A 26,501-nucleotide genomic window follows, 5' to 3' on the forward strand; every position below is an offset into this window, starting at 1 on the left:
GCCGACTTGCCCCATCTTACCTATTCAGGAGAAATGTATGATCTACGTAGTCGAGTTTCCGCAGCAAGGCAAACCCCATGCGTGGTTTGCATTCGAGAAAGAGGATCTGCTGCACAAGATATATGTAACTGATACCCGTAAGGAGTGGGAAATATTCGATGTGGTGACTGCACGCGAATTGCTTGAGCTTCTGGGAAAAGTCGCAGATACGACCGATGCGCGTGATGAGTTTCCAGCGATTTGCAGTCTTGGTGACGAGCATGGCTGGGACGCGCCGCTGTACCGGGCGGATTATTTGCTGGGCGACGGCGTATTTCAGACCGAAGCTGTTAGCGAAACCGATGCCTGTGTTGCCGCGCTGGCACGACGTACGCAATCGTACAAAATCTACTGGTCCGATTCGCAAGCCACCGCTGCGCTGGAAAGTGATCCAGTTATCATCGACGATTACTGGGCCAAGGACGCATTGCGCGGGCAACTGGTCGCACTGGAAATACTGGAAGGCATAGAGTAATGAAGCTGCAGATAGAACGGCCCTATGTAGAAGCACTGGTCGACGCATTCCCCGGGCTGGCGTCGTTAAAGGACCAGCTCAAGTTTGGCGACAAGGTCGAAGTACGCTACAGCCAGTTATCGGCACCAGAACGCAGCTTGCTCGGTGAGCTGTATCAGGCCGCAGGGCCGGAGATGCAGGTACGCGCCGCGCAATTCGCTACCTTGCAGCAGGCCATGAACGACGACGGCGTGCGCTTCAAGGCCGACGAGCTGGAAATGGTGGTGCCGGCCATAGCCGATTATTTGATGACTAACGCCATACGCGGCTGGCTGTTTACCGCCAATGCGGCGAGCAAACCGCTGCCTTATGTTGTTACCCGCCTCGACTATACCCCGGCATCGAACGACGAAACCGGCAAGGTAATGGTCGAGCTGAAAGCCAATGCCAAGGGCACTATTACCATGGCGACGTTTCGTATCGGCGCAGGTGATATCGACGGCAAAACCATGGGCGAAATCTTTGCCGCCAAAGGCTATCTGAAGGAAACTACCGCGCTGATCAATGCTTACGACGATACGGTGACGCGTTACTTCGACTGGCGCGCGCAATATGGCGCGCAGTTTTCCGGGCAAGGCACCGGCTTTTATACCGAAGACCCGAATTCGTCGCATCGCAATACCGACTGGTCGCGCAAGGATGTGGTGGTGCTGTCGAGCAGCGGCGGCACCGCTCGGCTAGTCAATGACGAGAGCATACTGACTTCGCGTACCTTAACGCTGGAGGTCACTGGCGACATACTCGGGTCGTATCTGACTAAGGCTGCCAAGAGCAACAAATACGATGCCGAAGACGAGGCCAAGGAATCACAGGCAGCTATCCCCAAGGGTCTGTTTTGCCAGCTGCCAGTGCATGCCTACATACTCATGTTTCACCTGGAACTGCACCATTATCTGTGGGTACATGTGGACGACATGACGCCTTACCAGTATCAGCCCGCGCTGAAGCAGAAGCTGATCCTGCCGCAGGAACAGACCGACCTCATCGATATACTGACCGCCGAAATGGATGTGCTGATGGACGATATCGTCGCCGGCAAATCGGGCGGTACCACGGTGCTGTGTGCCGGACCAGCAGGTGTTGGCAAGACGCTGACTGCCGAAGTCTATTCCGAAATCATCCAGCGCCCGTTGTATCGCGTGCACTCGGGTCAGCTCGGGCTCAACGTCGCCTCCATGGAAACAGCGCTCAAGGAAGTGCTGACCCGCGCCCAGCGCTGGGGAGCGGTGATGCTGATTGACGAGGCCGATGTTTATATCAAGCGCCGCGACGATAACATGACCATGAATGCCGTGGTTGGTGTGTTCCTGCGCGTGCTGGAATATTTCAACGGCCTGCTGTTTCTCACCACCAACCGCGTCGACGACATCGACGAAGCTATCGTCTCGCGCTGCATTGCACTGATCAAGTTTCATCCGCCGCAAAGTGATGCGCGGCGCAAGATCTGGCAGGTGATGACCGAACAGTTCGAGCTGGAAGTGGATGCGGTACTGATTGACCAGCTGGTCGACATGTTTCCCACTGCTACTGGTCGTGATATCAAAGGGCTGGCCAAGCTCACGGCCAAATTCTGCCATCACAAACAGTTGGCACCGAGTGCGGAAGCATTTATGCGCTGCTCAGTATTCCGTGGCATGGATTTCGGTCAGGCGGCGGCATGATTCCGGTAGCTTCAGCGGCTGCGACCTCGCGTTTTTACGTCGCGGAAATGATCACCCATAATTTCATTTTTAAGGGTGTTGGGCGACAGAAGGAAGAAGCTCGGGCAGTGCTGCTCGAAGCGTGGACGGCGCACCGTACTGCGCTGCTGGCACAATATCCGGAGCGCACTGATAGCATTCCAGCAGCCGATAAAATGGAGGACCATTTTCGCATTTATTATCTGGAATTTGACATGGATGCAGGCTATCGTGGCAATGACAGGCTGGTGTAAGCTGCTTTCGAAATCATTATTTAAAAGGTTGAATTAGATGAATTACGCTTTTGCCCCTGCTCCCATTGTCAGCATACCGGCGATGTCCAGCAACCCGTTTCCAGTACGGCGTATCTATTGCGTCGGTCAGAATTATGCTGCGCACGTGCAGGAGATGGGCGGCGACGCAACACGTGAAGCACCGTTCTTTTTCACCAAACCGGTACAGGCCATCCTGCCCAATAATTCGGTGATGCCTTATCCGCCAGGCACCAGCGACCTGCAACACGAAGTTGAACTGGTGGTTGCCATGGCTATCGGCGGCCGCAATATTGCGCTGGAAAAAGCCAACGACTATATTTTCGGCTATGCCGTCGGCCTCGACATGACCAAGCGTGATGTGCAACGTGCCGCACGTGAGCAAGGGCGGCCGTGGGATATGAGCAAAGGCTTTGATCACTCGGCACCGTGCTCCGCGATTACGCCAGAGTTCTACACCGGCGTGATTGCCAGAGGCAAAATCGAACTGAAAGTAAACGGCGAGATCCGTCAGAGCAGTGATGTCGGCGACATGATCTGGAAGATACCCGAGATCATTAGCTACCTGTCACAGCAGGTCGAGCTCTGCCCCGGCGATCTGATTTTCACCGGCACTCCAGCAGGCGTTGGCCCCGTGGTTACGGGTGATGTTATTGAAGCTACTGTCGCCGGGCTGGAACCACTGATTATTACCATAGGCTAGGCAAAGGATAAATCATGAACGTCGCACAGTTGATAGCAGCGTTGCAGACCATGCCGCAGCAGGCGGTGGTGCTGTTTGAAGGCGATGGCGGTTACTCGCTGGTCGCCGGCATGAATCTGGAAAAGAACACCAATGGCTTGCCGGATGAAGTGATACTTTTTCCGGATATGAACGAGTAGTTTTACCTTTGAAAGGATCAACATGCTGACAGCGAACGAAATAAAAGGCTACATCACCAGCGGCCTGCCTTGTGATCACGTTGAAGTGCTGGGTGACGACGGCCAGCACTTCGAAGCGGTCATCGTCAGCCCACAATTTATCGGCAAGAGCAAAGTGCAGCAGCACCAGCTGGTTTACAAGGCGTTAGGCGACCGCATGCAGGCAGAAATCCACGCGCTGGCCATACGTACTTTCACGCCCGAAGTCTGGGCGCAATCAACTACCCATTAATTCAGGAGCAGTAAAATGAGCATACAGGAAAAGATACACACCCAGGTCACCACCAGCCCCATCGTGTTGTACATGAAAGGCACGCCGCAGTTCCCACAGTGTGGTTTCTCCGGCGCGACGATACAGATATTGCAGGCGTGTGGGTTGAAAGATTATGTCACCGTCAATGTGCTCGCCGATCCTGAAGTCCGCGACGGTATCAAGGCATATGCCAACTGGCCGACTATTCCGCAACTGTACATCAACGGCGAATTTATCGGCGGCGCTGACATCGTGCGCGAGATGTTCCAGCAGGGAGAGTTGCAGAAGTTGATAGCAGCAGCGCAGGGTTGATGTTTCAGGGATCCGGATATGTTGAATGCATCATTGTTATCCATCATCGAAGAAGCCTGCACGGCGGTGTTAATCCTGACTGAAGGTCTGGAAGAGGAGGAGTTTCTCCACTCCAGACTGACTCGAGCGGAGGTTATTCGGCAAGTCAGAATAATTACCGACATTGCCGGTAAATTGCCTCAACAGACCATCACCACCTTGGCTGAAGTGGATTGGGATGGATGGGCAGCCACGGCCAGACAATTGGCCGAGTCAGGTGCGGCGGCAGATGTGGCATTATGGTTTGTGGTCAGGTCGCTTATCCCAGCGACGATCATGTGGTTGCGGGTGTATCGTAAAAATCAGCCGGAGTTGTTTGAGTATGTGCCTGTGATTTAGTGTGGAAGTTAGTTTGTGACAATGCTCAAGTCAAATCAAGTCAGCTGCAGCGCGTAGTATCGATGCTGTTAAGGGTAATTGATTGCGCTCAAAAGTGGCAATCAGCTCATTTGCAGTTTTTGGTGGATTGCGTAGCCGGGCACGCATGGCTTTGATCGCTGCCAGAGCCTCAATTTCACGCAGTTCCAGTTGATTGGCAATAAAGTCATCTGGATGCTGGGCTTCTATATTAAATGGGCTCAACACTTCCGCCGGGAAATCTTTAAGATTAAACGTGACGATTGCATCCGCGTGTCCGATGATTGTGGCACCCAATACATGGGTATCTCCCGGATCGGGTAATGTTAGCGTGCTCGCAATAGTTTCGTAATTCTCGACCATGCAATCCAGTACGCTGCTATTCATTGCCCGGCAGGTGCGCTCAATATCATCGGACTTTAAATCCGGGCGATTGGCTAGTAAATTTCTGACCCATTCGTTTTGTATGTCACTTGTCCAGCGCGCATGATATAGCCCAGACCGGGCAAGGCTTAATAGCAAATCGCGCAATGGCGCTGGATACAATACACATGCATCGAGAATGGCAGTGTAACGTGCCGACCCGGACATCAGTAACCCATATCCAGAGCTTGCGCCTGGTCAGCCAATGTTTGCAATGCGTCGTCTGCTTCGCGCAGCATTGAATTTTGATACTCGATTAACTTGTCGAACGCAATGCGGCGATGACGGCCAACGCGGATATATTCGATTTTGTTTGCTTCGAGTTGTTTGACCACGAAGGGGCGCGAGACATTCAGGATGTTTGCTGCCTCTTGCGTACTGAGTAACAGTTTTTGCGGGATCAGTGAAAAGGGTTGGCGTTGTGCCATTTTCCCCAGGATTTCCGCGAACAGGCGAAGTGCTTGTGGTGGCACTTCAAGCGTAGGCGGATTGCCGCTTTGATCGTTATCATCAACCAGAATGATTTTGTGCGCACGTGAATGATCCAGAGCGGCCATGATGCAACGCTGGGCAATCTTGGCGAGTTCGGCGTCGTGCTCATTGAGTGCTGATTCATTTAGTGTAGATGTGGACATGGCATTTACCTCTGTTTTTGACGTTAATTAGTCAACCTTAATTGTTGATAATTATAGACCATAAACGAAATAAAGTAATTATTCGAAATAAACGAAACCGCTTTGTTTGAGTGGTGATAATGACTTATCTGTGGTTGTTATTTTTGGTATGGTAGTTCGAGATTTGTTCGAACTGAATTTAGACTATAATTAGTCTTGTTATGGTTATTTTCAGGAGTGTTGTAATGAAATTCTCTACTCAGGTTAAACCCGTCAGCTATTTAAAAAGTCATGCAGCGGAAATCATCAAGGATATCACCGAGAGCCGTGAACCTATGCTTATTACACAAAATGGTGAAGCGAAGCTAGTTGTCATGGATGTGCGCTCATACGAAGAGCATGAAGAAACGCTAGCTCTTTTGAAGATACTCGCTCTTGGCAACCGTGAAATCGAACAAGGTCATTACAGGTCAGCAAAGGATGTGTTTGCCGAGCTGGATAAGGCGGATAATCAATGAGCTTGAAGGTCGTATTCCTTCATTCGGCAGAGCTAGACCTCAAGGAACTGAGGGGCTACATCATCAAACATTTTGGTGAAGACACATGGCAAGACAGTTACAGCAAGATCAAGGCATCGATTGTAGTCATTCAGACTTATCCGCTGGGTGGACATATACCCGAAGAGTTTGAGAGTTTGAACCTAACGCAATACCGCCAAGTCATGTCAGGTATGAATAGAATCATCTATGAAGTTCGGCAAGACACTGTTTACATACATCTCGTTTGTGATAGTCGGAAAGATATGAAGTCGTTGCTAATGAGGCGGATTTTAAGGGAGGTCTGATTCGGTAGGTCAATTAAAGTAAATGATTTGGCATCTTTTCTGTAAGCGTCCAGCCCATCCACCTGTCATTGCCCGCCAAACTCATGCAATCTAGCTGCTTTTTTATGAAAGGCACGCTAGATGGCTACTCGACACACGCCTGATTTTTGGCAAACGCACCTTACCGCTTGGCAACAAACCAAACTGACCGTCACAGCTTATTGCACCCAGCACGGCTTATGTGCCAAGACCTTTTATCGCTGGCGCAGCCAGCTGACAACAGCGCCCAATCTCACGCGCCAGCCACCGCTAACCCTCATCCCCGTCAGTGTTCAACCTGCGCCTGTCACGGGCACGCTCCAGCTCCACAGCCCCACTGGCTGGCGGGTAGAGCTTCCCATTGCTAGCACGCCCTGGCTAATTGACTTGTTGCGGCAACTGCCATGATATCTGCCCATCCCATCAGCCCCATCGCCACCCAGGTCTGGCTAGTCATCGAACCCGTGGACATGCGCATCGGCATAGATGGCCTTTCCCAGCGCATCCAGCACCGCCTGGGTCGCAGTCCCTGCGACGGCGCCGCCTACGCCTTCCGTAATCGTCGCCAAACGCGGGTCAAGCTCCTGGTCTGGGATGGCACAGGGGTCTGGTTGTGCCAACGCCGACTGCATCGTGGTCACTTCACCTGGCCAGACATCGCTGCCATCACCCATCCTTTAACCCCCACACAGTGGGACTGGCTGATCACAGGTATCGACTGGCAAAGACTCAGTGCCCCAGCCCCTGCCCACTGGCAGGTGTAGCCACTCATGATTCAGTAAAAACATGCCTGAAACCCGCATTATTGCTGGTTTCAGGCGGGGTGAAATGGTATAATTCAAGCATGGATTCAGCCCAACAACTTGCCCAATTTATCCCCGATCCCGCCTTGGCGGCGTATGTGGATAAGCTGTTGGCGCAGGTTAAACAGGATGCTGAACTCATTCAACAAAACACAGTATTACTCCAGCAAAACACCGCACAAATCCTCACGCTGACTAAGCAAATCCAGCACGCCGAACTCAAGAACCAGGCTTTGGTACTGGAACTTGCCTATTACCGCCGCATCCGCTTCGCCAACAAGAGCGAGCAGCTCTCGCCTGAGCAGCGTGCGTTGTTTGATGAGTGCTGGGCAGCCGACATCACGGCCATTGAAGCCCAAATCGGGCAGCCAGATACACCTAATACCGAAGATGCGACAACCGCTATCCCCAAGCCTGCGCGTCCACGCGCAGGTCGTCAGCCACTGCCTGACCATCTGCCCCGCATCATTCATCGCCATGAGCCTGCATCTTGCCAGTGCGGTGCGTGTGGTGGTGCGTTAATCAAAATCGGTGAAGACATCAGCGAACAACTGGATGTCGAACCTGCCCAGTTCACCGTGCATCAACACATCCGTCCACAGTATGCTTGTCGCCACTGCGAAACCGTTGCTGCCGCCCCCATTCCAGCTGCCGTCATCGACGGCGGCGTGGCGACATCAGGTTTGCTGGCGTGGGTGATGATCAGTAAATTCGTTGATCATTTACCGCTCTACCGTATAGAACACATTGCCCAGCGCAGCCAGGTGACCCTGGCGCGTTCCACCTTGGCGGAGTGGGTCGGACGTGTGGGGGTAGCGTTGCAACCGTTGGTCGACAGGCTCACTGAATTACTGCTGGCACGCAGTGTATTGCATGCGGATGAAACGCCAGTGCCACAATTAGACCCCGGGGCGGGCAAAACCAAGAAAGCTTATCTGTGGGCTTACCGCACGGGTGATTTGGCATCCCCTTCATCCGCACCGCCTATCGTGGTGTTTGACTATCAGCCAGGGCGACAGGGATTGCATGCGCGGCACTTTCTGGCAGGTTGGCAAGGACACTTGATGGTTGACGATTACGCTGGTTATAAAGCGTTATTTACCCAAGGCATCACTGAGCTGGCATGCTTCGCACATGCACGTCGGAAGTTCTTTGATTTGCATGCGGCCAACCAAAGTCCAATTGCAGCGGCTGCGCTGCAGCGTATCGCGGCACTCTATGCCATTGAGCAGGCTGCGGACAAGCTGGATGCGGCAGGTCGTTTGCAGTTGCGCCAGACTCAGGCAAAACCGTTATTGGGCGAACTGCATGACTGGTTAATCCAGACTCGCGTCAAAGTGGCCGATGGCAGCGGCACAGCCCGCGCGTTGGATTACAGCATCAAGCGTTGGCCAGCACTGATACGCTATGCGGACAGCGGCATCTTGCCTATTGATAACAACCCAGTCGAAAATGCGATACGACCCATTGCCATCGGCAAAAAGAATTGGCTGTTCGCAGGCTCAGAACGTGCAGGCAAACGCGCTGCAGCGATTCAGAGTTTGTTGGCTACCGCCAAGCTCAATGGCTTGGAACCCTATGCATGGCTCAAAGATACGTTGGAAAAATTACCGGTCTGGCGGTAATCCCCCCAGCAAATAAGTGCATTTAAAAGTAGAATTTTCTTAATTAGGATTTGAGGATTTTTTACATGAAGACTACCCGATTTAGTGACAACCAGATTATGCAGATATTGAAGCTGGCGGAGGCAGGCACGCCAGTGCCTACACTATGCCGAGAGCACGGCATGAGTTCAGCGACATTTTACAAATGGCGCGCCAAATTTGGCGGCATGGATGCCTCCATGATGGCCAGGCTCAAAGAGCTGGAAGACGAGAACCGTCGGCTTAAAAAGATGTATGCTGAAGAACGCCTCAAAGCCGAAATCGTTTCAGAGGCGCTTGCAAAAAAGTGGTGAAGCCATCTCTGCGCCGCGAGATGGCTGTGTTGGTAGTGCAAACTAGGCAAATCAGCATCAGTACTGCCTGCGCTGCCTTTAATATCAGCGAAACCTGCTATCGCTATCAGGCTAAGCTGTCGTCAGAGAATGCCCTCATCGCCGACTGGCTGATACGTTTGACCACCAACCAACGCAACTGGGGGTTTGGCTTGTGTTATTTTTACCTGCGTAATACCAAACAGTTTCGTTGGAACCACAAGCGGGTTTACAGAATATATCGCGAGCTGGAATTGAACCTACGCATCAAACCCAGACGTCGTCTGGTACGGGAGAAACCAGAGGCGCTTGCCGTACCAACACAAATCAACGAAGTCTGGTCAATGGACTTCATGCACGACCAGTTAGCGGATGGCCGCTGTATCAGGCTATTCAACGTCATTGATGACTTTAATCGTGAAGGTTTGTGTATTGATGTGGATTTCTCGCTGCCGTCAGAACGTGTGATTCGGTCACTGGAACAAATCATCGAATGGCGTGGCGTACCCAAGGTGATTCGATGTGACAACGGCCCTGAGTACATCAGCAATATGACTAAGGAATGGGCTGAACAGCGGGGTATCAAACTTGACTTCATTCAGCCAGGCAACCCCCAGCAGAATGCTTATATCGAGCGCTATAACCGCACAGTGCGCTATGACTGGTTGGCGCATTACTTGTTCGATACCGTCGAGGAAGTGCAAAACTTTGCGACAGCTTGGTTATGGACTTACAATAACGAACGACCAAACACGGCGATTGGCGGTATCCCGCCTAAACACAAACTCGCTATGGCCGCTTAACCTCTACTTTTAACTGCGGTTATTAATGGGGGGATTACCTGGCCTAATAGCCAGATTGATGAATTGCTGCCGTTTAAAAATGAACTACCATAAGTAGTGAAGGGATTGGAGTGGCTGGGCTGGACGCTTACTCTTTTCTTATATTCTAGGGTTTATTGTAATGTTAGAACTGACCTTTATTATTTGGATTGAAGTTAATCGTTTTGTTCATTATTTTTCAATGTTCGCGGAACATGAACATGGCGTATACCTTAGTTAAGTGTAAAGCTTGTAGTTAGTAGCCTTAAAACCACCCCTCGGTCTTACGTGACTACGATTTGCTACATAGCTGGATCAGACTTCACATTTCCTGTGATTTGTGTGAATGTTAGAACAGACCCCGTTATCTCATCCCAATCAAAGGGAGGGATGTGCTCTTGAAGAATTTCAGGGACAACCTTGGGCATAGAGGAAGGGCTAAAACTTCAATAACCAGCACGCATTAGCGCGACGCGCGAAGGCGCCTTGTTAATTGATTTGTTAGGAGGCATTTAGCCACCCCTGTTCCACAGCGTGCTCGACCTTTGAAATAAACCATTTGTAGATCTCTGGGTTCTCCTGCTCTATAAATTGGTGCATTTTCAATACTTGGCATTTTTTAATTCCGTTATCCTGCCATGCGCGGCCTTCGCTGGAAATGTTATGGAGAAAAGGTAGTAGGCGGTCTATAACCTTAAGCAGCTTCGCTTCCTTGCTCGTGCCAACCTCTTGCTCTTCCCAGAGATCAACTAAGTTCCCAATTGAGTTTCCCGAATGTGAAGCTATTTTCTCTATACTTTTGCGCTCTTCCACATGGGCAGTATTTCTATTTTCGCTATAGAGAAATGTGTCTCCGGCATCTATTTCACCCAGATCATGAACCAAGGCAAGTTGGATAAGTTTCAACATGTCAAAATCGTCTTTCAACAGCTCGGCGAAAGCCCAGCATGCCATTGCCAAATGCCAAGAGTGCTCAGCTGAGTTTTCAACTCTTTCTCCGCCATTAATGTAAGTCCGACGATTAATAGATTTTAAACCATCTAACTGAAGCAAAAAGTCTGATATGGGTGAAATTCTGTCGGTCATACCTGCCCTCCTAACGGTGGATGTAACGGGCGCCGGAGCGCAGTGGATGGAGCTTTTCAATATTTTCATTGGCTATATTGCAATTCAACATTGTAACTAAACAGAGAGCATGACCTCTCGAATATTTTTTGCAATGGCATTAAGCTCTGATCGACTGGCGGCTTGCATTGTGCCTTCAAACTCCGCACGGCAGGTTATGTCCTCCGGACTATATATGGGCGTGATATGCCAATGTGCATGCGGGACAACGATACTAGCAGTCACCATCCCAATCTTTGGGGGTTGGAATATTTTCTTCAAACTAAGTGCGATCGAATTTGCAATTGGGATTAGGCGGCTAATCTCATCCTGCGGGGCAACAAAAATGTCTTCATAGTGGGCCTTGGGCATCAATAGTACATGCCCTGGATTTACAGGCTCTAAAGTCATAAAGCCGATGGACAGGTCATCCTCATAGATGATCGACGACTCATATCTTTTGTTAATAATTTCGCAGAAAATGCAAATGGTCATGCTTTTCCTTCTAACGTAGAGTTGAGCGGGCTGCGCGGCTGTTTGAGCAGCTTCGCTCGAACGCCGGGTTGAACGAAGCCGCTATCGCGGAGAAATATTCCCGAACCATCAAATTACGCAGCATAATTTCGTCTCCCCCAGCAATGGAATTTTGATTACTGTACCACGAGGAGACGACATTGACAGCCCCCACACCCATCCCCGCGCACTTCGAGCACAATCACCAGCGACTGCTGAATTGCCTCAAGCTCAGAGGCATGCAGCCTAAAACCATCGCCTTGTATTCACACGGCGTACGGCGCGCAGCGGTGTATTTTAATGACCAGATAGACGCGCTCACCAAGCCACAATTAACCGACTATTTTGTTCGCATCCTGGATACCCATTCATGGAGTACGCTCAAACATGATCTGTATGGACTGAAGTTCTATTATGCCCATGTACTCAGCCAACCCTGGCCAGGTGCGGATCTGGTTAAACCACCCAAGTCATATAGCCTGCCCGACATCATTACCGTCGCCCAGGCACAACAAATCTTCATGGCCACCCGCGTATTGAGCTACCGCGTATTCTTCTTCACCCTCTACAGCCTGGGCTTACGATTAGGCGAAGGCTTACGCTTGCAGGTAGGGGATATCGATGCGGATCGGATGCGGGTGCAAGTACGCAACGCCAAAGGCAACCGTGATCGATTGGTGCCGTTATCAGAGAACACCTTGCAGGTATTGCGCCGTTTCTGGCTCACCCATCGCAACCCAAGCTTGCTCTTTCCTAATCGACACGGCGGTCTTGCCAAATCGCACTTGGCACGCACCCCGCTGGATCGTGGTGGTATCCAGACCACCTTGGGTCAAGTGACCCGTGACTGTGGCTTAAAAAAAGAATTACACCACACAGCCTGCGCCACAGCTATGCCACCCACCTGATAGAAGCTGGCATCGATTTACTCGAAATTCAGCAGATACTCGGACACCAGTCCATCCTCACCACCATCCGCTACACCCACCTCACCGAACAACGCCATCAGAGCGCACACACTCGCCTTAATCAATTAATGGAGAAATTCCACATTCATTGGGGCAAAGTCAAATGATCAGACTGGCGCACATCGTAGCAACCTACGCAGCTAAACTGCTTGCACAACACGGTCATCACCTATTGCCCAGCCAGCAAGCTGCCTTAACCGCCTTTCAAACCTGCCGTAGCCAGATGAGCCCGAGGATGCAACTTGCCTGTGATGATTGTCAAACACCCAGCTACCTGCCACATTCCTGCGGTCATCGGCATTGCCCGCATTGCCAGGCGCACGAATCACAGCGCTGGATAGACCAGCAATTACACAAATCCATCCCCGCCAACTACTTCATGCTCACCTTCACCGTGCCCGCCCAGTTGCGCACACTGGCCTGGCAACATCAGCGCGTCATGTATGACTTGATCACACGCTGCGCGTGGGAAACAGTCAACACCTTCAGCCAAAACGACAACAAGCTGCGCGGCAGCGCAGGGGCGGTGACTGTACTGCATACCCATAACCGCCGACTGGACTATCACCCCCATGTGCATCTCGTCATGCCCGCTGTCGCCTTTAACCCCAAACAGCGACGCATGCGTCATAAACACGGCAACTACCTGTTTAACCACAAAGCCCTGGCCAAAGTATTTCGTGCCAAATTACTGGCAGGCATCAGACAAGCAGGACTCACCCTGCCAAACGATTACCCGACCGATTGGGTGGTGGATTGCAAAGCCGTCGGCACTGGACAGCACGCTCTGATCTACCTTGGGCGCTATCTGTATCGGGGGGTGATACAGGAGAAAGACATCCTCTCCGACCGGCATGGTCAGGTCACCTTCCGTTACCGGAACAGCCAAACCAAACAAATGGAAACCCGTACCTTGAGTGGTGTAGCCTTCCTGCGACTGATACTGCAACACATTCTGCCCAAAGGCTACCGCCGCGCCCGCAACTTTGGCTACCTGCATCCCAATAGCAAACTACTCACCCAGCTACAGCTGACCCACCTATGGCGACGGAACAATCCGCCGCCAGCGCAACCCAGACCAGCGATACGTTGCCAATGTTGCGGTGGGGTGATGAAGATAGTGCGCACACGTATCAAAGCGATACCGCTAGCCACATCAGCCCCATCTATAAAACGGGAACACAGAGCAGATGACACAGGGTGGGAGACCATGCGCTAAACCAGCCCACACCGCCCACCTGCCAGACTAGGCAGGTATGGCCGTGCTCGCCCTGAAGAAGGCTGAAATTGGGTTAACATGCCCGAAAAGCCGACTAAAAACGGTGAGTTGAATAGAATAAGTTGCTGCAATGGCAACGTGAAGGTCGTGAAATGGCGGGTGGGATGCGTAACGCGTCCAGTTATGCCAGCATAGTCAAAAAGATATTTCCATAAGCGCTCAAGCAACACCCGCCCCAGCCATGCCGGGCTTGTCCAACAAACGGTTCAGATTGTGGCTCGCTTCGCGATCACAATCTAACCTTATTCGTTGGGCCGTTTTAATATTTTTCACAATTAGCTGTGGCATAGCCATCTTTCCATTCGCAACTCGGGCAAAGCTCCGCTTCCTCACCGTATTCACATGAAGAAAATATATATGGCTCTTTGCACCATTTACACTCCAGTACTTCTTCGCTATGCCCGCACACAAGACATTTTTCTGCATCAACATCAAATGTTTCGTTGTGGCATGAGGTACATTTAATTACATATATTTCTTCTAATTCGATTTTCTTTTGAGCTTTGCAAAGCAAATCATTATAAAACTCTGTGTACTGACGAAAAACCCACCACTTTTCATCTTTCAAATGGGAATCCTTCCAATCCAGATTTAGGTGTTCGCCAGCAAAGCTAAATATGAATGAAAGCACCTGACCTACGAGTGCTTTAGCTTCTTGTTCAGTTATTGAAAACTCGTAATGCTCGATTTCGTTTCTTTTTTCTCTCGCAGTATTTATGGCGCTTATTTCATCTTTAGAAAATTGAATATTGCAGATACTCTGAAGCCGTTTAAATGCTTTCTCGGCTCCGACTGTGAATGTAATATTTGATGGGTATTTGTCAATATTATCGAAAACGAAAGCGGGATGTGTTTGGCGAAGCTTTTCTTTGAACAACAACTCAACCACATGAGCGAAGTCGACAATTATCCGTTTCCAGTCACCGGCACCATTCTGATTAATTGGCCCCATGTGTTGGATGGCATGCTCCAATGAATCGTTTGCATTTTCGATCAAATTGAATCTATGCATATGCAAGCCCAACAGTTATTAGACAGACCCAATGGTCAGTACTATTGTTAATAATAAGGAGTGCTGTTTTATTGCAATCTGTTTATTCATAGTGACTCCATTAATTTTGATGTCCACACATGAAGCAATCATACTTCAAATCGATGTCAATCATATGATTGGTAGGAGATAAGGAAAATTCAGTAATCTGGGTAACTGCTGTTGAGTATATGAAGGCTTTTGATAAGTTGGTTATGACCAATATTTTGCATATGGTTCAAACAACTTAGTGTGAATTTTGTATGAATTCTTAATTGCAAATGTATTTTAAGCCCGCCGCAACATCATCAAACACTCCAAATTCCCCACCACATCCAGTGCCGTAAAATCATCCAGCGATTTAAGCTTGGTATCTGCCCCAGCTTGTAGCAGTTGCTCTACCACAGCGGTTTTGCTGGCAGAGGAGGCGTACATCAGGCAGGTGCTGCCGTTGTCGTTCTGGTTGTTCAAGTTGATACCACTATTGATTAACAGCTCTATGACTTGCGGGTCGCCGTTGAAGCATGCCAGCCACAGCGCGTTATTGCCGTCGTTGTTGGTGGCGTTGAGTTCTACGCCGCTTTGAATTAACTCGGCGGCGATGGCGAGATCGCCTAGTCGGGCGGCTTGCATCAGCGGGGTGGTGTTGTTGTGGATGGTTACATTGAGATTGTCTGCCGGAAAGCCTTGTGCTGTCAGCCAGGCAGTGAGTGTGGGCGATAGGGTCATGGCCGGGTCTTTCAGGTGCGGGGATAGGGCGGCAGGCTGGCGATGCGATGGTCGGTTAGCGGGTAGCCTACGGTAAAGTGGTACATCGATTGGAATGTGGTGTCTTGTAGCCCGAGCAGGTCGTGGCAGGTGTCGTCGAAGTAACAGCCGATACCGGTGCCGCGCAGGGTGGCGGCTTCGGCTTGCAGGTATAGCACTTGTCCTAGCAGTCCGGCTTCCCAGTATAGTTGGCGGTAGCGCCAGGAAGCGTCTTGCAGCGTTGCGTCGAATTCGGCGAGCATGGCCAGCGTGAAGGTGCTGTCGGTGGCGATGGCCTGATGGCAGCTGATGGCTTTCAGTGCTTTGCCCAGATTGGCAACCTCTAGCAGGTATAACGGGAGTTGTTCGGGGCAGCCTGCGGGTTTTTGCCAGAGAAAATCGGCACGCATCGTGGCCTGCATTTGCGCTTGAGCCTTGGTGCTGCGTGGCAGCGCGTAGATGCCGGGTGCGAGGCCGTCGATGCGGTGGACGAACAATACCGGATGCACGCGCGGTGTTTCGTTCCATACATCCCAGGGCGTGCCGGAGTCGGGTAGCAGCGCTGCCAGCATGGTGTAAAAACTGTCGACATCCTGCACGTAGCGGGGTTCGAAGTGCTGGGCACTGCGGCGCTGACGGATCAGGGTAGCTGCTGTTATGGTACAGGACGATTTCGCAGCGGACATGGTCGGACGATATGTTGATGGTAGCGTTACCGATTTGCGGCTGGCTGCGGCTACTTCGGCTATGACCGGCCAGCGGTACATGGGGTGATGGTCGAGTATGTTGGCCTGTCCGCACCAGTTGTTTCGCGTTGCTGCCAGCAGCCAGTCTATGGTTGCTTCCGTATCTGGTGCCGCGGTGATTTCCAGCAGCAGCTCAGCTTCTTCGCGCTCGGCGTGGGTAAAGTCGGCATCTCTATCTAGCCCCAGCCATTGCGTGAGTTGGTGGTGGCTGACGGTATCCGCAATACGCACATGCCAGCCCAGTGTAGCAGCGGCATAGCGCAGTGCGCCGATGGCGTGGCCGGTATCGAGCTGACAGTAGCGGAAAGCACGTTCGCCATATTTCCATGCTTCACGCCAGGTGATCGACGATATGCCGACTAGCAGGCCGGGTTGATTAACAGGTGCGGCGGCGATGTGGCAGCGCTGTTCCAGCGTGTGGTCGCGGCTCAGGTAGTGATAAACGCCGTCATCCAGATCGGGGATGTCGCGGCTGATGATATAGGCTTCGGTCGGGTGCAGGTTGCCGCTGGATGGGTTGCAGCGCACGGCCCAGCGATCTGGACCGTATTCTTTCCATGCGGACAAACCGAATGCCAGCTCCAGCATGGCGGCGACGTGATCCAGTGTGAATGGCTGTGGGGCAATAGCGCCGGGTATATGCAATGCGGCGAAGCTGGCGGTTAACTGGTCTGCGACCAGTGGCAGCATGACACGCGGTGCGCCGCTGAATTCACGGAATGGGTTAGGTTGCGCGCTCCAGTCCAGAGTTTCCGGGCCGGCGGCATAGCGTTCCAGACGGTGTTTGGTACGTTGGTGATAGGCGATGACTTGCACCAGCTGTGGCGAAACCGCACCCGATGCAGGCTGGGTGCGGTTGTTTTCGTCAGGGGTAAGCGTCATGCCTGATGCACGGTGATCAGACCGGGCGATTTTCGCGGATTTTGATTGGGCCCATAATCTTGAGACCTTCTTCAAAGCTGATTTCTTTCCATTTGGCGGAGAAGTTTGCAGCTTTATCAGCGATAGCATCCAGCTTGGCGCCAGTATCGAGTTTTTTCAAGTCGCTCTTCTCTATGCGGAACAAGTCCAATAATTCATTGTATACCGTTGCTTCATCCAAAGGCATAACCCAGAAAGTCGTGCCCGCATAAGGAATCTGGTATTTCTCGGAGATGTCGAGGTTGGCGGCAAAGAAGAAGTATTTACCAGTGGGCGATAATTTGTCGCCGACCTGTTCGCATAGCAGCTTTAAATGTTCTAGTGATGGGGCGAAACCAGCGAGGAACGAAATCGTGCTATCTCCGGCAGTAGCCACCATCATGACCTGGTCGAGCTTGATTTCGGGCGGGCGTTTTTCGTCGGCCATGGATTCCTGGAATGCCAGTGCAATTTCACCGCGGAAGCCAAAACGGCCAGGTTTGGTGGTTGCGCCTTTGAATACCGGGCTGAGTAACAGACCGGCTGCGTCCAGCTCGGCAAATGGGGTTTCGGTGATGAGGGTCATGGGATACTCCTTGGGGTTGTGCAGAACATCTGCGGTTTAATTAAAATTAAAATCGATTGTTAACTTCGTACTACCGGGATGCCGATAGGAACTGCGCGTCCCAATGCGGAATCAACCTTACGTCGTACAGTTTCTATCCTGAGTGGCGTCAGCAGTGTGCCATTAGCACCTTGTTCAAGTGCCAACTTAACCGTACTGTCGTCGGCACTGTCACAAACCAGCAATATCCGTACATCATTCATGGCTGCCTTGATCAGACTGATAAGGGACGCGCCTTCATTACGTACCATCCCTATACCCAATAACACCAGATGGGGTGGCCATGCCTTGGATTTGTCTATAGCGGCAGCGATGTTGGAAAAAACATGGGTTTCGTTTTCATCAGCCAGCATGAATTGCAGACCCATGCTATTGATATCATCGTTTTCCACTACAAATACGCGCTTGTTTTCTATTGAGCGCTGACTATCTACTCCGATTTGCATACAGCCTCCCTGGTTACATTTAGCAGGCACGTCAGTCGTGCGAGTGCTACATATGCAAGCTTCGTTCCAGTTATTGAAACTATCCGATAGTCAACTCTGTACACCTTTATACATAAGGCGTGCAGCGCTACCGACAAAAAAATTGTAGCGTTCGTCGCATGCAGGTGGCGTTGTATTGTTTGCTACAGAGGCAGGCTGTTTTGTGAGTTTTGTAACAGATGATTATTTGCTGTAAAAACACCAATTTTAAAAATTAATATAAATATAATCATGTAGTTACGTGTTTATTTTTGGACTGGCACGGCAGTTGCTAATGCTGGACTGCACCTAAAATGTTTTGCCGAACGAGTGACTTGAAGACTAAGAATTATTAAGAGTATTCGGAGGGCGTCATGTCGGTCGCATGGTTATCTGGCAATTACCAGGTTTTCAATTTGAACTGAACTTGTTATTTTTTAAGGAGCTACAAAATGGCTGCATTAAGACAAATCGCGTTTTATGGTAAAGGTGGTATTGGTAAGTCTACGACTTCACAAAATACCCTAGCCGCACTTTCTGATCTGGGTCAAAAGATCCTTATCGTTGGCTGTGATCCTAAGGCTGACTCAACCCGTCTGATTCTGCACGCTAAGTGTCAGGACACTATTCTTTCATTGGCTGCTGATGCTGGCTCCGTGGAAGACCTGGAACTGGAAGATGTAATGAAGGTTGGTTTCAAAGACATTCGTTGCGTTGAATCTGGTGGTCCTGAGCCTGGTGTTGGTTGTGCTGGTCGCGGTGTTATCACCTCGATCAACTTCCTCGAAGAAGAAGGCGCTTACGACGGTATTGACTACGTTTCTTACGACGTGCTGGGTGACGTGGTATGTGGCGGCTTCGCTATGCCGATTCGTGAAAACAAAGCGCAAGAAATCTACATCGTTATGTCTGGCGAAATGATGGCTATGTACGCTGCCAACAACATTTCTAAAGGTATTTTGAAGTATGCCAACTCGGGTGGTGTGCGTTTAGGTGGCTTGATTTGTAACGAACGTCAAACCGACAAAGAGTTGGAATTAGCTGAAGCATTGGCCGGCATGCTCGGTACCAAGCTGATTCACTTTGTGCCACGCGACAACATCGTTCAACACGCTGAATTGCGTCGTATGACTGTGATCGAGTACGCACCTGACTCTAAACAAGCTAACGAATATCGTCAGCTTGCCGACAAAATCCATGCAAATGCAGGTAACGGGACTATCCCAACACCTATCACTATGGATCAATTAGAAGACTTGTTGATGGAGCATGGTCTCATGCCAACCATTGATGAATCTTTGGTCGGTAAAGGTGCTGAAGCAGCTGTAGCGTAATCACCGAATTTGGGTCTGTTAAATAGGTTTAGCAGACCCAGACGGGTAGCAACACCGGGAGATCTCTGTAAATGGCTGCAGGTTTGCAGTCTGGACTGGGAGCCATTTGCAGAGCGCTTTCGGAAGTATGGAATCTCAATCACGTTTTTTGATTTTTTAATGTTAGGAGGGCAAAAATGAGCCTCACAGTGGAAGAAACCAAAGTACGCAACAAAGAGCTGATTGACGAAGTTCTCAAGGTTTATCCTGAGAAAAGCGCTAAACGGCGTGCCAAACACCTCAGCGTTCATGAGGAAGGCAAGTCTGATTGCGACGTCAAATCAAATATCAAATCACTACCAGGTGTGATGACCATCCGTGGTTGCGCCTACGCTGGTTCCAAAGGCGTGGTATGGGGTCCGATCAAGGACATGATCCATATCAGTCACGGTCCAGTTGGTTGCGGTCAGTATTCATGGGCTTCACGCCGTAACTACTACATCGGCACAACCGGGATCGATTCTTTCGGCACCATGCAATTCACTTCCGATTTCCAGGAAAAAGACATTGTGTTCGGTGGCGACAAGAAGCTGGAAAAGATCATGGACGAAATCGAAGTCCTGTTCCCGCTCAATAAAGGTATCACCGTACAGTCAGAATGCCCTATCGGTCTGATTGGTGACGATATCGAAGCGGTATCCAAGAAAAAATCCAAGGAATATGGCGGCAAGACTATTGTGCCAGTTCGTTGTGAAGGTTTCCGCGGTGTATCGCAATCACTGGGTCACCATATCGCCAACGACGCAGTTCGTGACTGGGTGTTTGAAAAAGCTGATCCAGAAAAGAACAAGTTTGAAGCTACACCTTATGACGTAGCCATCATTGGTGACTACAACATCGGTGGTGACGCATGGTCTTCACGCATCCTGCTGGAAGAAATGGGCTTGCGCGTAATCGCTCAATGGTCTGGCGACGGCACCATTGCTGAGTTGGAAAACACACCTAAAGCTAAATTGAACGTGCTGCACTGCTACCGTTCGATGAACTACATCTCTCGCTACATGGAAGAGAAGTACAACATACCTTGGGTTGAGTACAACTTCTTCGGTCCGTCGAAAATCGAAGCCAGCTTGCGCGAAATCGCCAGCCACTTCGACGACAAGATCAAGGAAGGCGCAGAACGTGTTATCGCTAAGTACAAAGCGCTGACCGATGCTGTGATCGCCAAGTACAAACCACGCCTGGAAGGCAAAACCGTGATGCTGTTCGTGGGCGGTTTACGTCCTCGGCACGTGATCGGCGCGTATGAAGACTTGGGCATGAACGTGGTAGGTACTGGTTATGAATTCGGTCACAACGACGATTATCAACGTACCACACACTATGTCAAAGACGGCACGCTGATTTACGACGACGTCACTGGCTACGAGTTCGAGAAGTTCGTCGAAAAGATCCAGCCTGACCTGGTTGGTTCCGGCATCAAGGAAAAGTATGTATTCCAGAAGATGGGCGTACCTTTCCGCCAGATGCACTCGTGGGATTACTCCGGTCCTTATCACGGCTACGACGGCTTTGCCATCTTCGCCCGCGACATGGATATGGCGATCAATAGTCCTGTGTGGGCGCTGACCAAGGCGCCTTGGAAAAAGTAACGCAGCAAATGTAGGGTGGGTTGAGCAACGCAAACCCACCACCGAATCGGCGGGTTACGGCGCGATCAACGCCTAACCCACCCTACAGCTTAAGGAGATTTGAAATGAGTCAAAACGCTGAAAAAGTTATCGACCACGAAATGCTGTTCCGCGAGCCGGAATATGTGGAAATGTTCAAGAACAAGAAGGAAAACTTCGAGTTCGGATTCCCCGTGTCGAAAATGGAAGAAGTCCGTGACTGGACTAAAACCAAAGAATATCAGGATCTGAACTTCGCCCGCGAAGGATTGACGGTCAATCCTGCTAAAGCTTGCCAACCACTGGGCGCCGTGTTCGCTGCCGTCGGCTTTGCCAAGACCCTGCCTTTCGTGCACGGTTCGCAAGGTTGCGTGGCTTACTACCGTTCACACTTTTCCCGCCACTTTAAAGAGCCTACCTCTTGCGTATCGTCTTCGATGACTGAAGATGCTGCAGTGTTTGGTGGTCTGAACAACATGGTGGACGGTTTGCAGAATGCTTACAACATGTACAAGCCAGATATGATCGCGGTCAGCACCACATGTATGGCTGAAGTGATCGGTGACGATCTGGGTTCATTTATCCGCACTTCCAAGCAAAAAGGTAGCGTGGCTGAAGATTACGATGTGCCTTACGCACATACTCCAGCTTTCGTCGGCAGCCATATAACTGGTTACGACAATGCCCTAAAAGGCGTGCTGACTCACTTCTGGGATGGCAAGGAACGCACTCCAAATGAATCTATTAACTTCATAGGCGGCTTCGACGGTAATGTGGTTGGTGACATGCCTGAAATTCGTCGCATCTTCGACCTGTTCGGTGCTGACTATACCGTGGTGTGTGATCCTTCTGATGTGTGGAATACCCCTACTGATGGTGAGTTCCGCATGTACGACGGCGGTACCACCAAGGATGAAGTCAAGAATGCATTGAATGCTAAAGCGACCTTGTCATTCCAGGGCTTCTCTACTGAAAAGACCATGAAGTACATCCATGAAAAAGGTCAGGAAACCGTGTCCTTGTACCACCCTATGGGTGTAGCTGGCACTGACAAGTTGTTGATGGAAATCTCCCGTCTGACTGGTAAGCCTATCCCTGAAGCACTGGAAAAAGAACGTGGTCGTCTGATGGATGCCATCGCTGACTCCAGTGCACACATCCATGGCAAGAAATTCGCGCTGTACGGCGATCCTGATCTGATGCTGGGCATGACCGCATTCCTGCTGGAGTTGGGTGCTGAGCCAGTCCATGTGTTGTCTACCAATGGTGATAAAGACTGGGCTGAAAAAGTACAAGCTTTGTTTGATGCTTCACCGTTCGGTGCAGGCTGCCATGTCTATCCGAAGAAGGATCTCTGGCACATGCGTTCGTTACTGTTCACAGAGCCAGTTGACTTGCTGATTGGTAACACCTACGGCAAATATCTGGAACGTGATTGCGGCGTACCGCTGATCCGCATGGGTTTCCCGATTTTCGACCGCCACCATCATCATCGTTTCCCGATCTGGGGCTACGAAGGTTCGATGCGCGTCATGGTTGCGATACTGGATGAAATTTTCGAAGCGCTTGATGCTAATACCATCGACACAGCGAAAACTGACTACAGCTACGACATTATCCGTTAATCGGCTTTGGGCGGCAGGCCAGGCTTGCTGCCCATAGATTGCCAAAAGGAAAAGCAAAATGGCCACAATTACTTTTAGTTCTCCCCTGATGGAAAAAGACCTTACGGTTTACGCCGTAGCTGGGGAAACTGCACACAGCGTGCTCAAGCTTGCCAAGAAAAACAAGATACCTTTGCCATTTGAATGTGAAGACGGCGAATGTGGTTCTTGCGTGATCAAGGTGACTTCACTGGAAGATAAGCCACGCATGAGTCAGGCGCTGACTGAAAAAGAGCGTCATACACTGGTAGCAGAAGGTTTGATTACCAAGCAGGAATTGAAGGATGCAGAAGTGGCAGATATGCCGCCTGCTTATCGACTGGCTTGCCAGTTTATCCCTCGCGATGAAGATATTCTGGTGCGCTTTAGCGGCGAACCAGGTGTTGGCATCAGCTAGCAGCAAAGTTACAAGGGGTGAAAGCTATGGGAAACGTAAGCTTTATAGGCATGAAATTGCCGGATCGGGTAAGGGTAGATGTGCACCGTGAAGCGGGGCGTAACTTACTTGATGTAGCAATGGAACATAGCATTCCACTTCCTTGTGATTGTATGCGTGGCAATTGCGGCGCATGTGCCGTTAAGGTGGCGTCATTATGTGGCAAAACTAACATGATCCGGCTCAGCGACAAGGAACGTTATCTGTTGCTGACTGCTGGCAAGATTTCCCAGATGCAGTATGACGCAGCATCATTACCAGACCATCCACCGTTGTGGCGACTGGCCTGTGAGTATCAGGTAGCAGACGAAAAAATCATGGTGGCTTTTTAGTAACCTAGTTGGGATGGGATAGAAAATGTCGGCTAAACTTGCGGTGAAAGTACAGGAAGTCCTCAACGAACCCGGTTGCGATGCTAACCAGGGCAAGTCCGAGAAGGAGCGCAAGAAAGGCTGTACCAAGCAGCTGGTGCCAGGTGCAGCAGCGGGTGGCTGCGCATTCGATGGTGCCAAGATTGCCCTGCAACCGCTGACCGACGTAGCCCATCTGGTGCATGGCCCCATTGCCTGCGAAGGCAATTCCTGGGATAACCGCAGCGCCAATTCATCCGGCTCCACGCTCTACCGTACCGGTTTCACCACCGACATTGGCGAACTTGACGTCATCTACGGCGGTGAGAAACGCCTGTATCGCTCTATCAAAGAAATCATCGAAAAATACGATCCGCCTGCTATATTCGTCTACCAGACTTGCGTTACTGCGCTGATCGGCGACGACATCGAGGCAGTATGCAAGGCGGCAGCACAGAAATTTGGCAAGCCGGTTATTCCTGTGGATGCACCCGGTTTCGTCGGTAATAAAAACCTCGGCAACAAACTCGGCGGCGAAGCGCTGCTGGATTATGTCATCGGCACTGCTGAGCCAGAGTACACCACACCTTACGACATTAATATCATCGGCGAATATAACCTGTCCGGCGAGCTGTGGCAGATCAAGCCGCTGTTGGACGAGCTCGGCATCCGCTTGCTGGCTTGTATCAGCGGCGATGCCAAATACAAGGAAGTCGCTTATTCGCATCGCGCCAAGGCAGCGATGATGGTGTGTTCAAAAGCGATGATCAACATCGCGCGCAAGATGGAAGAGCGTTACAACATTCCTTACTTCGAAGGTTCATTCTATGGCGTGTCCGACATGTCGGATTCACTGCGTCAGATTTCCGGCCTGCTGGTGCGCCAGGGTGCGCCAGCTGAATTGCTGGATCGCACCGAAGCGCTGATCAAGCGCGAGGAAGCGCGCGCCTGGGAACGCATGAAATCCTACACGCCGCGTCTGCAGGACAAGCGTGTGCTATTGATTACCGGCGGTGTGAAGTCCTGGTCAGTAGTGGCTGCCTTGCAGGAAGTCGGTATGGACGTGGTCGGTACCAGTACCAAAAAATCCACGGTTGAAGATAAGGAAAAGATCAAGGGCATGATGGCCGACGACGCGCATGCAGTCGACGATATGACGCCCCGTGAGCTGTACAAATTGCTCAAGGACTCACGTGCCGACATTATGCTGTCGGGTGGCCGTTCGCAGTTCCTCGCGCTCAAGGCAAAGATGCCCTGGCTGGACATCAATCAGGAACGTCATTACGCCTACGCTGGTTACGAAGGTATGGTCGAGCTGGTCAAGCAGATTGACAAGTCGTTGTATAACCCGGTCTGGCAGCAAGTGCGCATTCCCGCGCCTTGGGAGGTGTGACATGGCTAACGTCGTCGAATCGAAAAAATCCTGCACAGTTAATCCGCTCAAAATGAGCCAACCGCTGGGCGCCAGCTACGCCTACATGGGTATGAATAACTGCATGCCGATGATGCACGGCTCACAAGGCTGTACTGCATTTGGTCTGGTGCTGATGGTGCGCCATTTCCGTGAAGCCATACCGTTGCAAACCACGGCGATGAATGAAGCCACGACCATATTGGGCGGCATGGACAATATCGAAAAAGCCATCGTCAATATCAAAACGCGTGCTAAACCGGACCTGATAGGCATCTGCTCGACCGGGCTGACCGAAACCAAGGGTGAAGACGTGGCGGGTGATCTTAAACTTATTCGTGCCAAACACCCCGAGTTGGGCGCGACCGAAGTGGTGTACGTATCGACACCAGATTATGTCGGCGCATTTCAGGATGGCTGGGCTAAAGCCGTGCAAGCCATGATAGTGGCGCTGGCCGTGCCTGCAACCGAGCGCAACGACAAGCAGATCAATGTGCTGGCAGGCTGTCATCTGACACCGGGCGATATCGAAGAACTGCGCGAAATTATCGAATCCTTTGGCCTCAGTGCGATCGTCATGCCTGATCTGTCCGGTTCGCTGGATGGCCATATCCCTGAAGAATTTAGCCCAAGCACGCTGGGCGGTACCACGCTGGCAGAAGTACGCAGCATGGGTGCATCAGCGTTCACCATTGCCATAGGTGAGCAAATGCGCGCCAGTGCCGAGGCGCTGGAATCCATCACGGGTGTCGGCTTCGAGTTGTTTGACCGGCTGACCGGGCTGGAACCTAATGATCGTTTGCTGAAAACGCTGTCACGCATATCCGGGCTGCCGATACCGATGAAATTCCGCCGTCAGCGCAGCCAATTACTCGATGCCATGCTGGACGGGCATTTCTATTTCGGTGGCAAGAAAGTTGCCATCGGTGCCGAGCCTGATTTGCTATGGGCGACTGCCAGCTGGCTGGCTGAAATGGGTTGCGAACTGACTGTGCTGGTGACTACCACCAAATCACCAATACTGAGCCAATTGCCTGTTGAGGAAGTGCTGATCGGTGATCTGGAAGATCTGGAACTGCGTGCCAAAGGCTGCGACATGCTGATTACCCATTCACATGGACGTCAGGCAGCCGAGCGGCTGGATATTCCTTTTTTCCGCATGGGCATCCCGATGTTCGACCGTCTTGGCGGCGCACACAGGTTATCAATAGGCTATCGCGGCACGCGTGGACTGGTGTTCGAGCTGAGCAATATGTTCCTGGCGGCAAAACGTGAAAATCATCCGGACAGCTGGCCATTACCTGCTGCAGAACCGGCGAAGGCGGTGGTTCCCGTAGCTGGCAGTGCTGAACCCGTTGCTGAACTGGTTCATTGATTCATTAATATTGAAAAGGAGT

The 26,501-nt window shown here is 51.1% G+C and carries 31 protein-coding genes and 1 pseudogene; 23 read left to right on the plus strand and 9 right to left on the minus strand.

Features of this window, described 5'->3' with window-relative positions:
• The first annotated feature begins 37 nt into the window (after window positions 1-37).
• The 8 genes from SFSGTM_RS01985 to SFSGTM_RS02015 are packed head-to-tail and all read left to right on the plus strand — an operon-like array spanning window position 38 to window position 4,368.
• Window positions 38-514, plus strand: coding sequence for a hypothetical protein (locus SFSGTM_RS01985; protein ID WP_162083692.1), 477 nt, complete (start codon window positions 38-40; stop codon window positions 512-514).
• Window positions 514-2,214 carry an ATP-binding protein gene (locus tag SFSGTM_RS01990; protein WP_162083693.1) on the plus strand — a complete coding sequence of 567 codons (1,701 nt, stop codon included), beginning with the start codon at window positions 514-516 and terminating at the stop codon, window positions 2,212-2,214. Before SFSGTM_RS01985 ends, SFSGTM_RS01990 begins: the two co-directional genes overlap by 1 nt.
• Window positions 2,211-2,486 (plus strand): hypothetical protein, encoded by a 276-nt coding sequence (locus SFSGTM_RS01995; protein WP_162083694.1) that lies wholly within the window; start codon window positions 2,211-2,213, stop codon window positions 2,484-2,486. Before SFSGTM_RS01990 ends, SFSGTM_RS01995 begins: the two co-directional genes overlap by 4 nt.
• Before the next feature lie 37 nt (window positions 2,487-2,523).
• Window positions 2,524-3,207, plus strand: a complete 684-nt coding sequence (locus tag SFSGTM_RS02000) for a fumarylacetoacetate hydrolase family protein (protein WP_162083695.1) — start codon at window positions 2,524-2,526, stop codon at window positions 3,205-3,207.
• Window positions 3,208-3,221: 14 nt separating this feature from the next.
• Window positions 3,222-3,386, plus strand: coding sequence for a hypothetical protein (locus tag SFSGTM_RS16980; RefSeq protein ID WP_174237384.1), 165 nt, complete (start codon window positions 3,222-3,224; stop codon window positions 3,384-3,386).
• 22 nt (window positions 3,387-3,408) lie between these two features.
• Window positions 3,409-3,657, plus strand: a complete 249-nt coding sequence (locus SFSGTM_RS02005) for a BolA family protein (protein WP_162083696.1) — start codon at window positions 3,409-3,411, stop codon at window positions 3,655-3,657.
• 15 nt (window positions 3,658-3,672) lie between these two features.
• Entirely contained in the window at window positions 3,673-3,990 is a 318-nt protein-coding gene (grxD, locus tag SFSGTM_RS02010) for a Grx4 family monothiol glutaredoxin (protein ID WP_162083697.1), read from the plus strand.
• Between the two features lie 18 nt (window positions 3,991-4,008).
• Window positions 4,009-4,368 (plus strand): ribonuclease HepT family protein, encoded by a 360-nt coding sequence (locus SFSGTM_RS02015; RefSeq protein WP_162083698.1) that lies wholly within the window; start codon window positions 4,009-4,011, stop codon window positions 4,366-4,368.
• A 30-nt stretch (window positions 4,369-4,398) separates the two neighbouring features.
• Here SFSGTM_RS02015 and SFSGTM_RS02020 read toward each other — a convergent pair whose 3' ends face one another.
• Both SFSGTM_RS02020 and SFSGTM_RS02025 read right to left on the minus strand, forming a co-directional pair.
• The gene (locus SFSGTM_RS02020; protein ID WP_162083699.1) at window positions 4,399-4,977 is read right to left on the minus strand and encodes a PIN domain-containing protein; all 579 of its coding nucleotides are present in this window, start codon (window positions 4,975-4,977) and stop codon (window positions 4,399-4,401) included.
• Window positions 4,977-5,444, minus strand: coding sequence for a helix-turn-helix domain-containing protein (locus SFSGTM_RS02025; RefSeq protein ID WP_162083700.1), 468 nt, complete (start codon window positions 5,442-5,444; stop codon window positions 4,977-4,979). The genes SFSGTM_RS02020 and SFSGTM_RS02025 overlap by 1 nt, the downstream gene beginning before the upstream one ends.
• Before the next feature lie 224 nt (window positions 5,445-5,668).
• On the opposite strand from SFSGTM_RS02025, the gene SFSGTM_RS02030 reads away from it, so the two are divergent.
• The 6 genes from SFSGTM_RS02030 to SFSGTM_RS02055 all read left to right on the plus strand — a co-directional run bounded on the left by SFSGTM_RS02030 (window position 5,669) and on the right by SFSGTM_RS02055 (window position 9,866).
• Window positions 5,669-5,941, plus strand: coding sequence for a type II toxin-antitoxin system Phd/YefM family antitoxin (locus tag SFSGTM_RS02030; RefSeq protein WP_162083701.1), 273 nt, complete (start codon window positions 5,669-5,671; stop codon window positions 5,939-5,941).
• Complete coding sequence (locus tag SFSGTM_RS17290) at window positions 5,938-6,267, plus strand: type II toxin-antitoxin system RelE/ParE family toxin (protein ID WP_162083702.1); 330 nt, start codon at window positions 5,938-5,940, stop codon at window positions 6,265-6,267. The genes SFSGTM_RS02030 and SFSGTM_RS17290 overlap by 4 nt, the downstream gene beginning before the upstream one ends.
• A gap of 120 nt (window positions 6,268-6,387) precedes the next feature.
• Window positions 6,388-6,693 carry an IS66 family insertion sequence element accessory protein TnpA gene (gene tnpA / locus SFSGTM_RS02040; protein WP_162083703.1) on the plus strand — a complete coding sequence of 102 codons (306 nt, stop codon included), beginning with the start codon at window positions 6,388-6,390 and terminating at the stop codon, window positions 6,691-6,693.
• A gap of 62 nt (window positions 6,694-6,755) precedes the next feature.
• A complete protein-coding gene (tnpB, locus tag SFSGTM_RS02045; protein ID WP_232526076.1) occupies window positions 6,756-7,049 on the plus strand; it encodes an IS66 family insertion sequence element accessory protein TnpB in 294 nt (97 codons plus the stop codon).
• 80 nt (window positions 7,050-7,129) lie between these two features.
• Window positions 7,130-8,713 carry an IS66 family transposase gene (tnpC, locus tag SFSGTM_RS02050; protein ID WP_162083705.1) on the plus strand — a complete coding sequence of 528 codons (1,584 nt, stop codon included), beginning with the start codon at window positions 7,130-7,132 and terminating at the stop codon, window positions 8,711-8,713.
• A gap of 65 nt (window positions 8,714-8,778) precedes the next feature.
• A protein-coding gene (locus SFSGTM_RS02055; protein ID WP_162083368.1) for an IS3 family transposase occupies window positions 8,779-9,866 on the plus strand; the annotation gives its coding sequence in 2 pieces (ribosomal slippage) (window positions 8,779-9,031 and window positions 9,031-9,866; 1,089 coding nt in all).
• Window positions 9,867-10,385: 519 nt separating this feature from the next.
• On the opposite strand, the gene SFSGTM_RS02060 is transcribed toward SFSGTM_RS02055, so the two are convergent.
• Both SFSGTM_RS02060 and SFSGTM_RS02065 read right to left on the minus strand, forming a co-directional pair.
• Complete coding sequence (locus tag SFSGTM_RS02060) at window positions 10,386-10,970, minus strand: HD domain-containing protein (RefSeq protein WP_162083706.1); 585 nt, start codon at window positions 10,968-10,970, stop codon at window positions 10,386-10,388.
• A gap of 96 nt (window positions 10,971-11,066) precedes the next feature.
• Window positions 11,067-11,483, minus strand: a complete 417-nt coding sequence (locus SFSGTM_RS02065; RefSeq protein ID WP_162083707.1) for an HIT family protein — start codon at window positions 11,481-11,483, stop codon at window positions 11,067-11,069.
• A 179-nt stretch (window positions 11,484-11,662) separates the two neighbouring features.
• On the opposite strand from SFSGTM_RS02065, the pseudogene SFSGTM_RS02070 reads away from it, so the two are divergent.
• Window positions 11,663-12,576 (plus strand): annotated as a pseudogene (locus SFSGTM_RS02070) (tyrosine-type recombinase/integrase).
• Entirely contained in the window at window positions 12,573-13,688 is a 1,116-nt protein-coding gene (locus SFSGTM_RS02080) for an IS91 family transposase (protein ID WP_162083488.1), read from the plus strand. The pseudogene SFSGTM_RS02070 and the gene SFSGTM_RS02080 overlap by 4 nt, the downstream one beginning before the upstream one ends.
• A 319-nt stretch (window positions 13,689-14,007) precedes the next feature.
• On the opposite strand, the gene SFSGTM_RS02085 is transcribed toward SFSGTM_RS02080, so the two are convergent.
• The 5 genes from SFSGTM_RS02085 to SFSGTM_RS02105 form a co-directional block, all read right to left on the minus strand.
• Window positions 14,008-14,760 carry a hypothetical protein gene (locus SFSGTM_RS02085; protein WP_162083708.1) on the minus strand — a complete coding sequence of 251 codons (753 nt, stop codon included), beginning with the start codon at window positions 14,758-14,760 and terminating at the stop codon, window positions 14,008-14,010.
• A 306-nt stretch (window positions 14,761-15,066) separates the two neighbouring features.
• Window positions 15,067-15,507: an ankyrin repeat domain-containing protein gene (locus SFSGTM_RS02090; RefSeq protein WP_162083709.1), complete on the minus strand. Its 441-nt coding sequence runs from the start codon at window positions 15,505-15,507 to the stop codon at window positions 15,067-15,069.
• Between the two features lie 11 nt (window positions 15,508-15,518).
• Window positions 15,519-17,153, minus strand: coding sequence for a SagB family peptide dehydrogenase (locus SFSGTM_RS02095; RefSeq protein WP_162083710.1), 1,635 nt, complete (start codon window positions 17,151-17,153; stop codon window positions 15,519-15,521).
• Window positions 17,154-17,169: 16 nt separating this feature from the next.
• Window positions 17,170-17,757: a hypothetical protein gene (locus SFSGTM_RS02100; RefSeq protein WP_162083711.1), complete on the minus strand. Its 588-nt coding sequence runs from the start codon at window positions 17,755-17,757 to the stop codon at window positions 17,170-17,172.
• 59 nt (window positions 17,758-17,816) lie between these two features.
• Window positions 17,817-18,242: a response regulator gene (locus SFSGTM_RS02105; protein WP_162083712.1), complete on the minus strand. Its 426-nt coding sequence runs from the start codon at window positions 18,240-18,242 to the stop codon at window positions 17,817-17,819.
• Window positions 18,243-18,712: 470 nt separating this feature from the next.
• On the opposite strand from SFSGTM_RS02105, the gene nifH reads away from it, so the two are divergent.
• From nifH to nifN, 7 genes are all read left to right on the plus strand, one after another.
• Complete coding sequence (gene nifH, locus SFSGTM_RS02110; protein ID WP_162083713.1) at window positions 18,713-19,594, plus strand: nitrogenase iron protein; 882 nt, start codon at window positions 18,713-18,715, stop codon at window positions 19,592-19,594.
• A gap of 176 nt (window positions 19,595-19,770) precedes the next feature.
• On the plus strand, window positions 19,771-21,225 hold the full coding sequence (gene nifD / locus SFSGTM_RS02115; protein WP_162083714.1) for a nitrogenase molybdenum-iron protein alpha chain: 1,455 nt from the start codon (window positions 19,771-19,773) through the stop codon (window positions 21,223-21,225).
• A gap of 104 nt (window positions 21,226-21,329) precedes the next feature.
• The gene (nifK, locus tag SFSGTM_RS02120) at window positions 21,330-22,868 is read left to right on the plus strand and encodes a nitrogenase molybdenum-iron protein subunit beta (RefSeq protein WP_162083715.1); all 1,539 of its coding nucleotides are present in this window, start codon (window positions 21,330-21,332) and stop codon (window positions 22,866-22,868) included.
• 58 nt (window positions 22,869-22,926) lie between these two features.
• Complete coding sequence (locus tag SFSGTM_RS02125; protein ID WP_162083716.1) at window positions 22,927-23,304, plus strand: 2Fe-2S iron-sulfur cluster-binding protein; 378 nt, start codon at window positions 22,927-22,929, stop codon at window positions 23,302-23,304.
• 26 nt (window positions 23,305-23,330) lie between these two features.
• Complete coding sequence (locus SFSGTM_RS02130; protein ID WP_162083717.1) at window positions 23,331-23,675, plus strand: 2Fe-2S iron-sulfur cluster-binding protein; 345 nt, start codon at window positions 23,331-23,333, stop codon at window positions 23,673-23,675.
• 25 nt (window positions 23,676-23,700) lie between these two features.
• Entirely contained in the window at window positions 23,701-25,086 is a 1,386-nt protein-coding gene (nifE, locus tag SFSGTM_RS02135) for a nitrogenase iron-molybdenum cofactor biosynthesis protein NifE (protein ID WP_162083718.1), read from the plus strand.
• 1 nt (window position 25,087) lies between these two features.
• Window positions 25,088-26,479: a nitrogenase iron-molybdenum cofactor biosynthesis protein NifN gene (gene nifN, locus SFSGTM_RS02140; protein ID WP_162083719.1), complete on the plus strand. Its 1,392-nt coding sequence runs from the start codon at window positions 25,088-25,090 to the stop codon at window positions 26,477-26,479.
• Window positions 26,480-26,501 lie beyond the last annotated feature (22 nt).

This window comes from Sulfuriferula nivalis (genome assembly GCF_009937995.1).
Lineage (GTDB): Bacteria > Pseudomonadota > Gammaproteobacteria > Burkholderiales > Sulfuriferulaceae > Sulfuriferula > Sulfuriferula nivalis.

What these genes read in the sequence shown, in the direction of transcription:
- SFSGTM_RS01985 (WP_162083692.1), top strand. Translation starts at nt 38, where the DNA reads ATGATCTACGTAGTCGAGTTTCCGCAGCAAGGCAAACCCCATGCGTGG.
- SFSGTM_RS01990 (WP_162083693.1), top strand. Translation starts at nt 514, where the DNA reads ATGAAGCTGCAGATAGAACGGCCCTATGTAGAAGCACTGGTCGACGCA.
- SFSGTM_RS01995 (WP_162083694.1), top strand. Translation starts at nt 2,211, where the DNA reads ATGATTCCGGTAGCTTCAGCGGCTGCGACCTCGCGTTTTTACGTCGCG.
- SFSGTM_RS02000 (WP_162083695.1), top strand. Translation starts at nt 2,524, where the DNA reads ATGAATTACGCTTTTGCCCCTGCTCCCATTGTCAGCATACCGGCGATG.
- SFSGTM_RS16980 (WP_174237384.1), top strand. Translation starts at nt 3,222, where the DNA reads ATGAACGTCGCACAGTTGATAGCAGCGTTGCAGACCATGCCGCAGCAG.
- SFSGTM_RS02005 (WP_162083696.1), top strand. Translation starts at nt 3,409, where the DNA reads ATGCTGACAGCGAACGAAATAAAAGGCTACATCACCAGCGGCCTGCCT.
- grxD (WP_162083697.1), top strand. Translation starts at nt 3,673, where the DNA reads ATGAGCATACAGGAAAAGATACACACCCAGGTCACCACCAGCCCCATC.
- SFSGTM_RS02015 (WP_162083698.1), top strand. Translation starts at nt 4,009, where the DNA reads ATGTTGAATGCATCATTGTTATCCATCATCGAAGAAGCCTGCACGGCG.
- SFSGTM_RS02020 (WP_162083699.1), bottom strand. Translation starts at nt 4,977, where the DNA reads ATGTCCGGGTCGGCACGTTACACTGCCATTCTCGATGCATGTGTATTG.
- SFSGTM_RS02025 (WP_162083700.1), bottom strand. Translation starts at nt 5,444, where the DNA reads ATGTCCACATCTACACTAAATGAATCAGCACTCAATGAGCACGACGCC.
- SFSGTM_RS02030 (WP_162083701.1), top strand. Translation starts at nt 5,669, where the DNA reads ATGAAATTCTCTACTCAGGTTAAACCCGTCAGCTATTTAAAAAGTCAT.
- SFSGTM_RS17290 (WP_162083702.1), top strand. Translation starts at nt 5,938, where the DNA reads ATGAGCTTGAAGGTCGTATTCCTTCATTCGGCAGAGCTAGACCTCAAG.
- tnpA (WP_162083703.1), top strand. Translation starts at nt 6,388, where the DNA reads ATGGCTACTCGACACACGCCTGATTTTTGGCAAACGCACCTTACCGCT.
- tnpB (WP_232526076.1), top strand. Translation starts at nt 6,756, where the DNA reads ATGCGCATCGGCATAGATGGCCTTTCCCAGCGCATCCAGCACCGCCTG.
- tnpC (WP_162083705.1), top strand. Translation starts at nt 7,130, where the DNA reads ATGGATTCAGCCCAACAACTTGCCCAATTTATCCCCGATCCCGCCTTG.
- SFSGTM_RS02060 (WP_162083706.1), bottom strand. Translation starts at nt 10,970, where the DNA reads ATGACCGACAGAATTTCACCCATATCAGACTTTTTGCTTCAGTTAGAT.
- SFSGTM_RS02065 (WP_162083707.1), bottom strand. Translation starts at nt 11,483, where the DNA reads ATGACCATTTGCATTTTCTGCGAAATTATTAACAAAAGATATGAGTCG.
- SFSGTM_RS02080 (WP_162083488.1), top strand. Translation starts at nt 12,573, where the DNA reads ATGATCAGACTGGCGCACATCGTAGCAACCTACGCAGCTAAACTGCTT.
- SFSGTM_RS02085 (WP_162083708.1), bottom strand. Translation starts at nt 14,760, where the DNA reads ATGCATAGATTCAATTTGATCGAAAATGCAAACGATTCATTGGAGCAT.
- SFSGTM_RS02090 (WP_162083709.1), bottom strand. Translation starts at nt 15,507, where the DNA reads ATGACCCTATCGCCCACACTCACTGCCTGGCTGACAGCACAAGGCTTT.
- SFSGTM_RS02095 (WP_162083710.1), bottom strand. Translation starts at nt 17,153, where the DNA reads ATGACGCTTACCCCTGACGAAAACAACCGCACCCAGCCTGCATCGGGT.
- SFSGTM_RS02100 (WP_162083711.1), bottom strand. Translation starts at nt 17,757, where the DNA reads ATGACCCTCATCACCGAAACCCCATTTGCCGAGCTGGACGCAGCCGGT.
- SFSGTM_RS02105 (WP_162083712.1), bottom strand. Translation starts at nt 18,242, where the DNA reads ATGCAAATCGGAGTAGATAGTCAGCGCTCAATAGAAAACAAGCGCGTA.
- nifH (WP_162083713.1), top strand. Translation starts at nt 18,713, where the DNA reads ATGGCTGCATTAAGACAAATCGCGTTTTATGGTAAAGGTGGTATTGGT.
- nifD (WP_162083714.1), top strand. Translation starts at nt 19,771, where the DNA reads ATGAGCCTCACAGTGGAAGAAACCAAAGTACGCAACAAAGAGCTGATT.
- nifK (WP_162083715.1), top strand. Translation starts at nt 21,330, where the DNA reads ATGAGTCAAAACGCTGAAAAAGTTATCGACCACGAAATGCTGTTCCGC.
- SFSGTM_RS02125 (WP_162083716.1), top strand. Translation starts at nt 22,927, where the DNA reads ATGGCCACAATTACTTTTAGTTCTCCCCTGATGGAAAAAGACCTTACG.
- SFSGTM_RS02130 (WP_162083717.1), top strand. Translation starts at nt 23,331, where the DNA reads ATGGGAAACGTAAGCTTTATAGGCATGAAATTGCCGGATCGGGTAAGG.
- nifE (WP_162083718.1), top strand. Translation starts at nt 23,701, where the DNA reads ATGTCGGCTAAACTTGCGGTGAAAGTACAGGAAGTCCTCAACGAACCC.
- nifN (WP_162083719.1), top strand. Translation starts at nt 25,088, where the DNA reads ATGGCTAACGTCGTCGAATCGAAAAAATCCTGCACAGTTAATCCGCTC.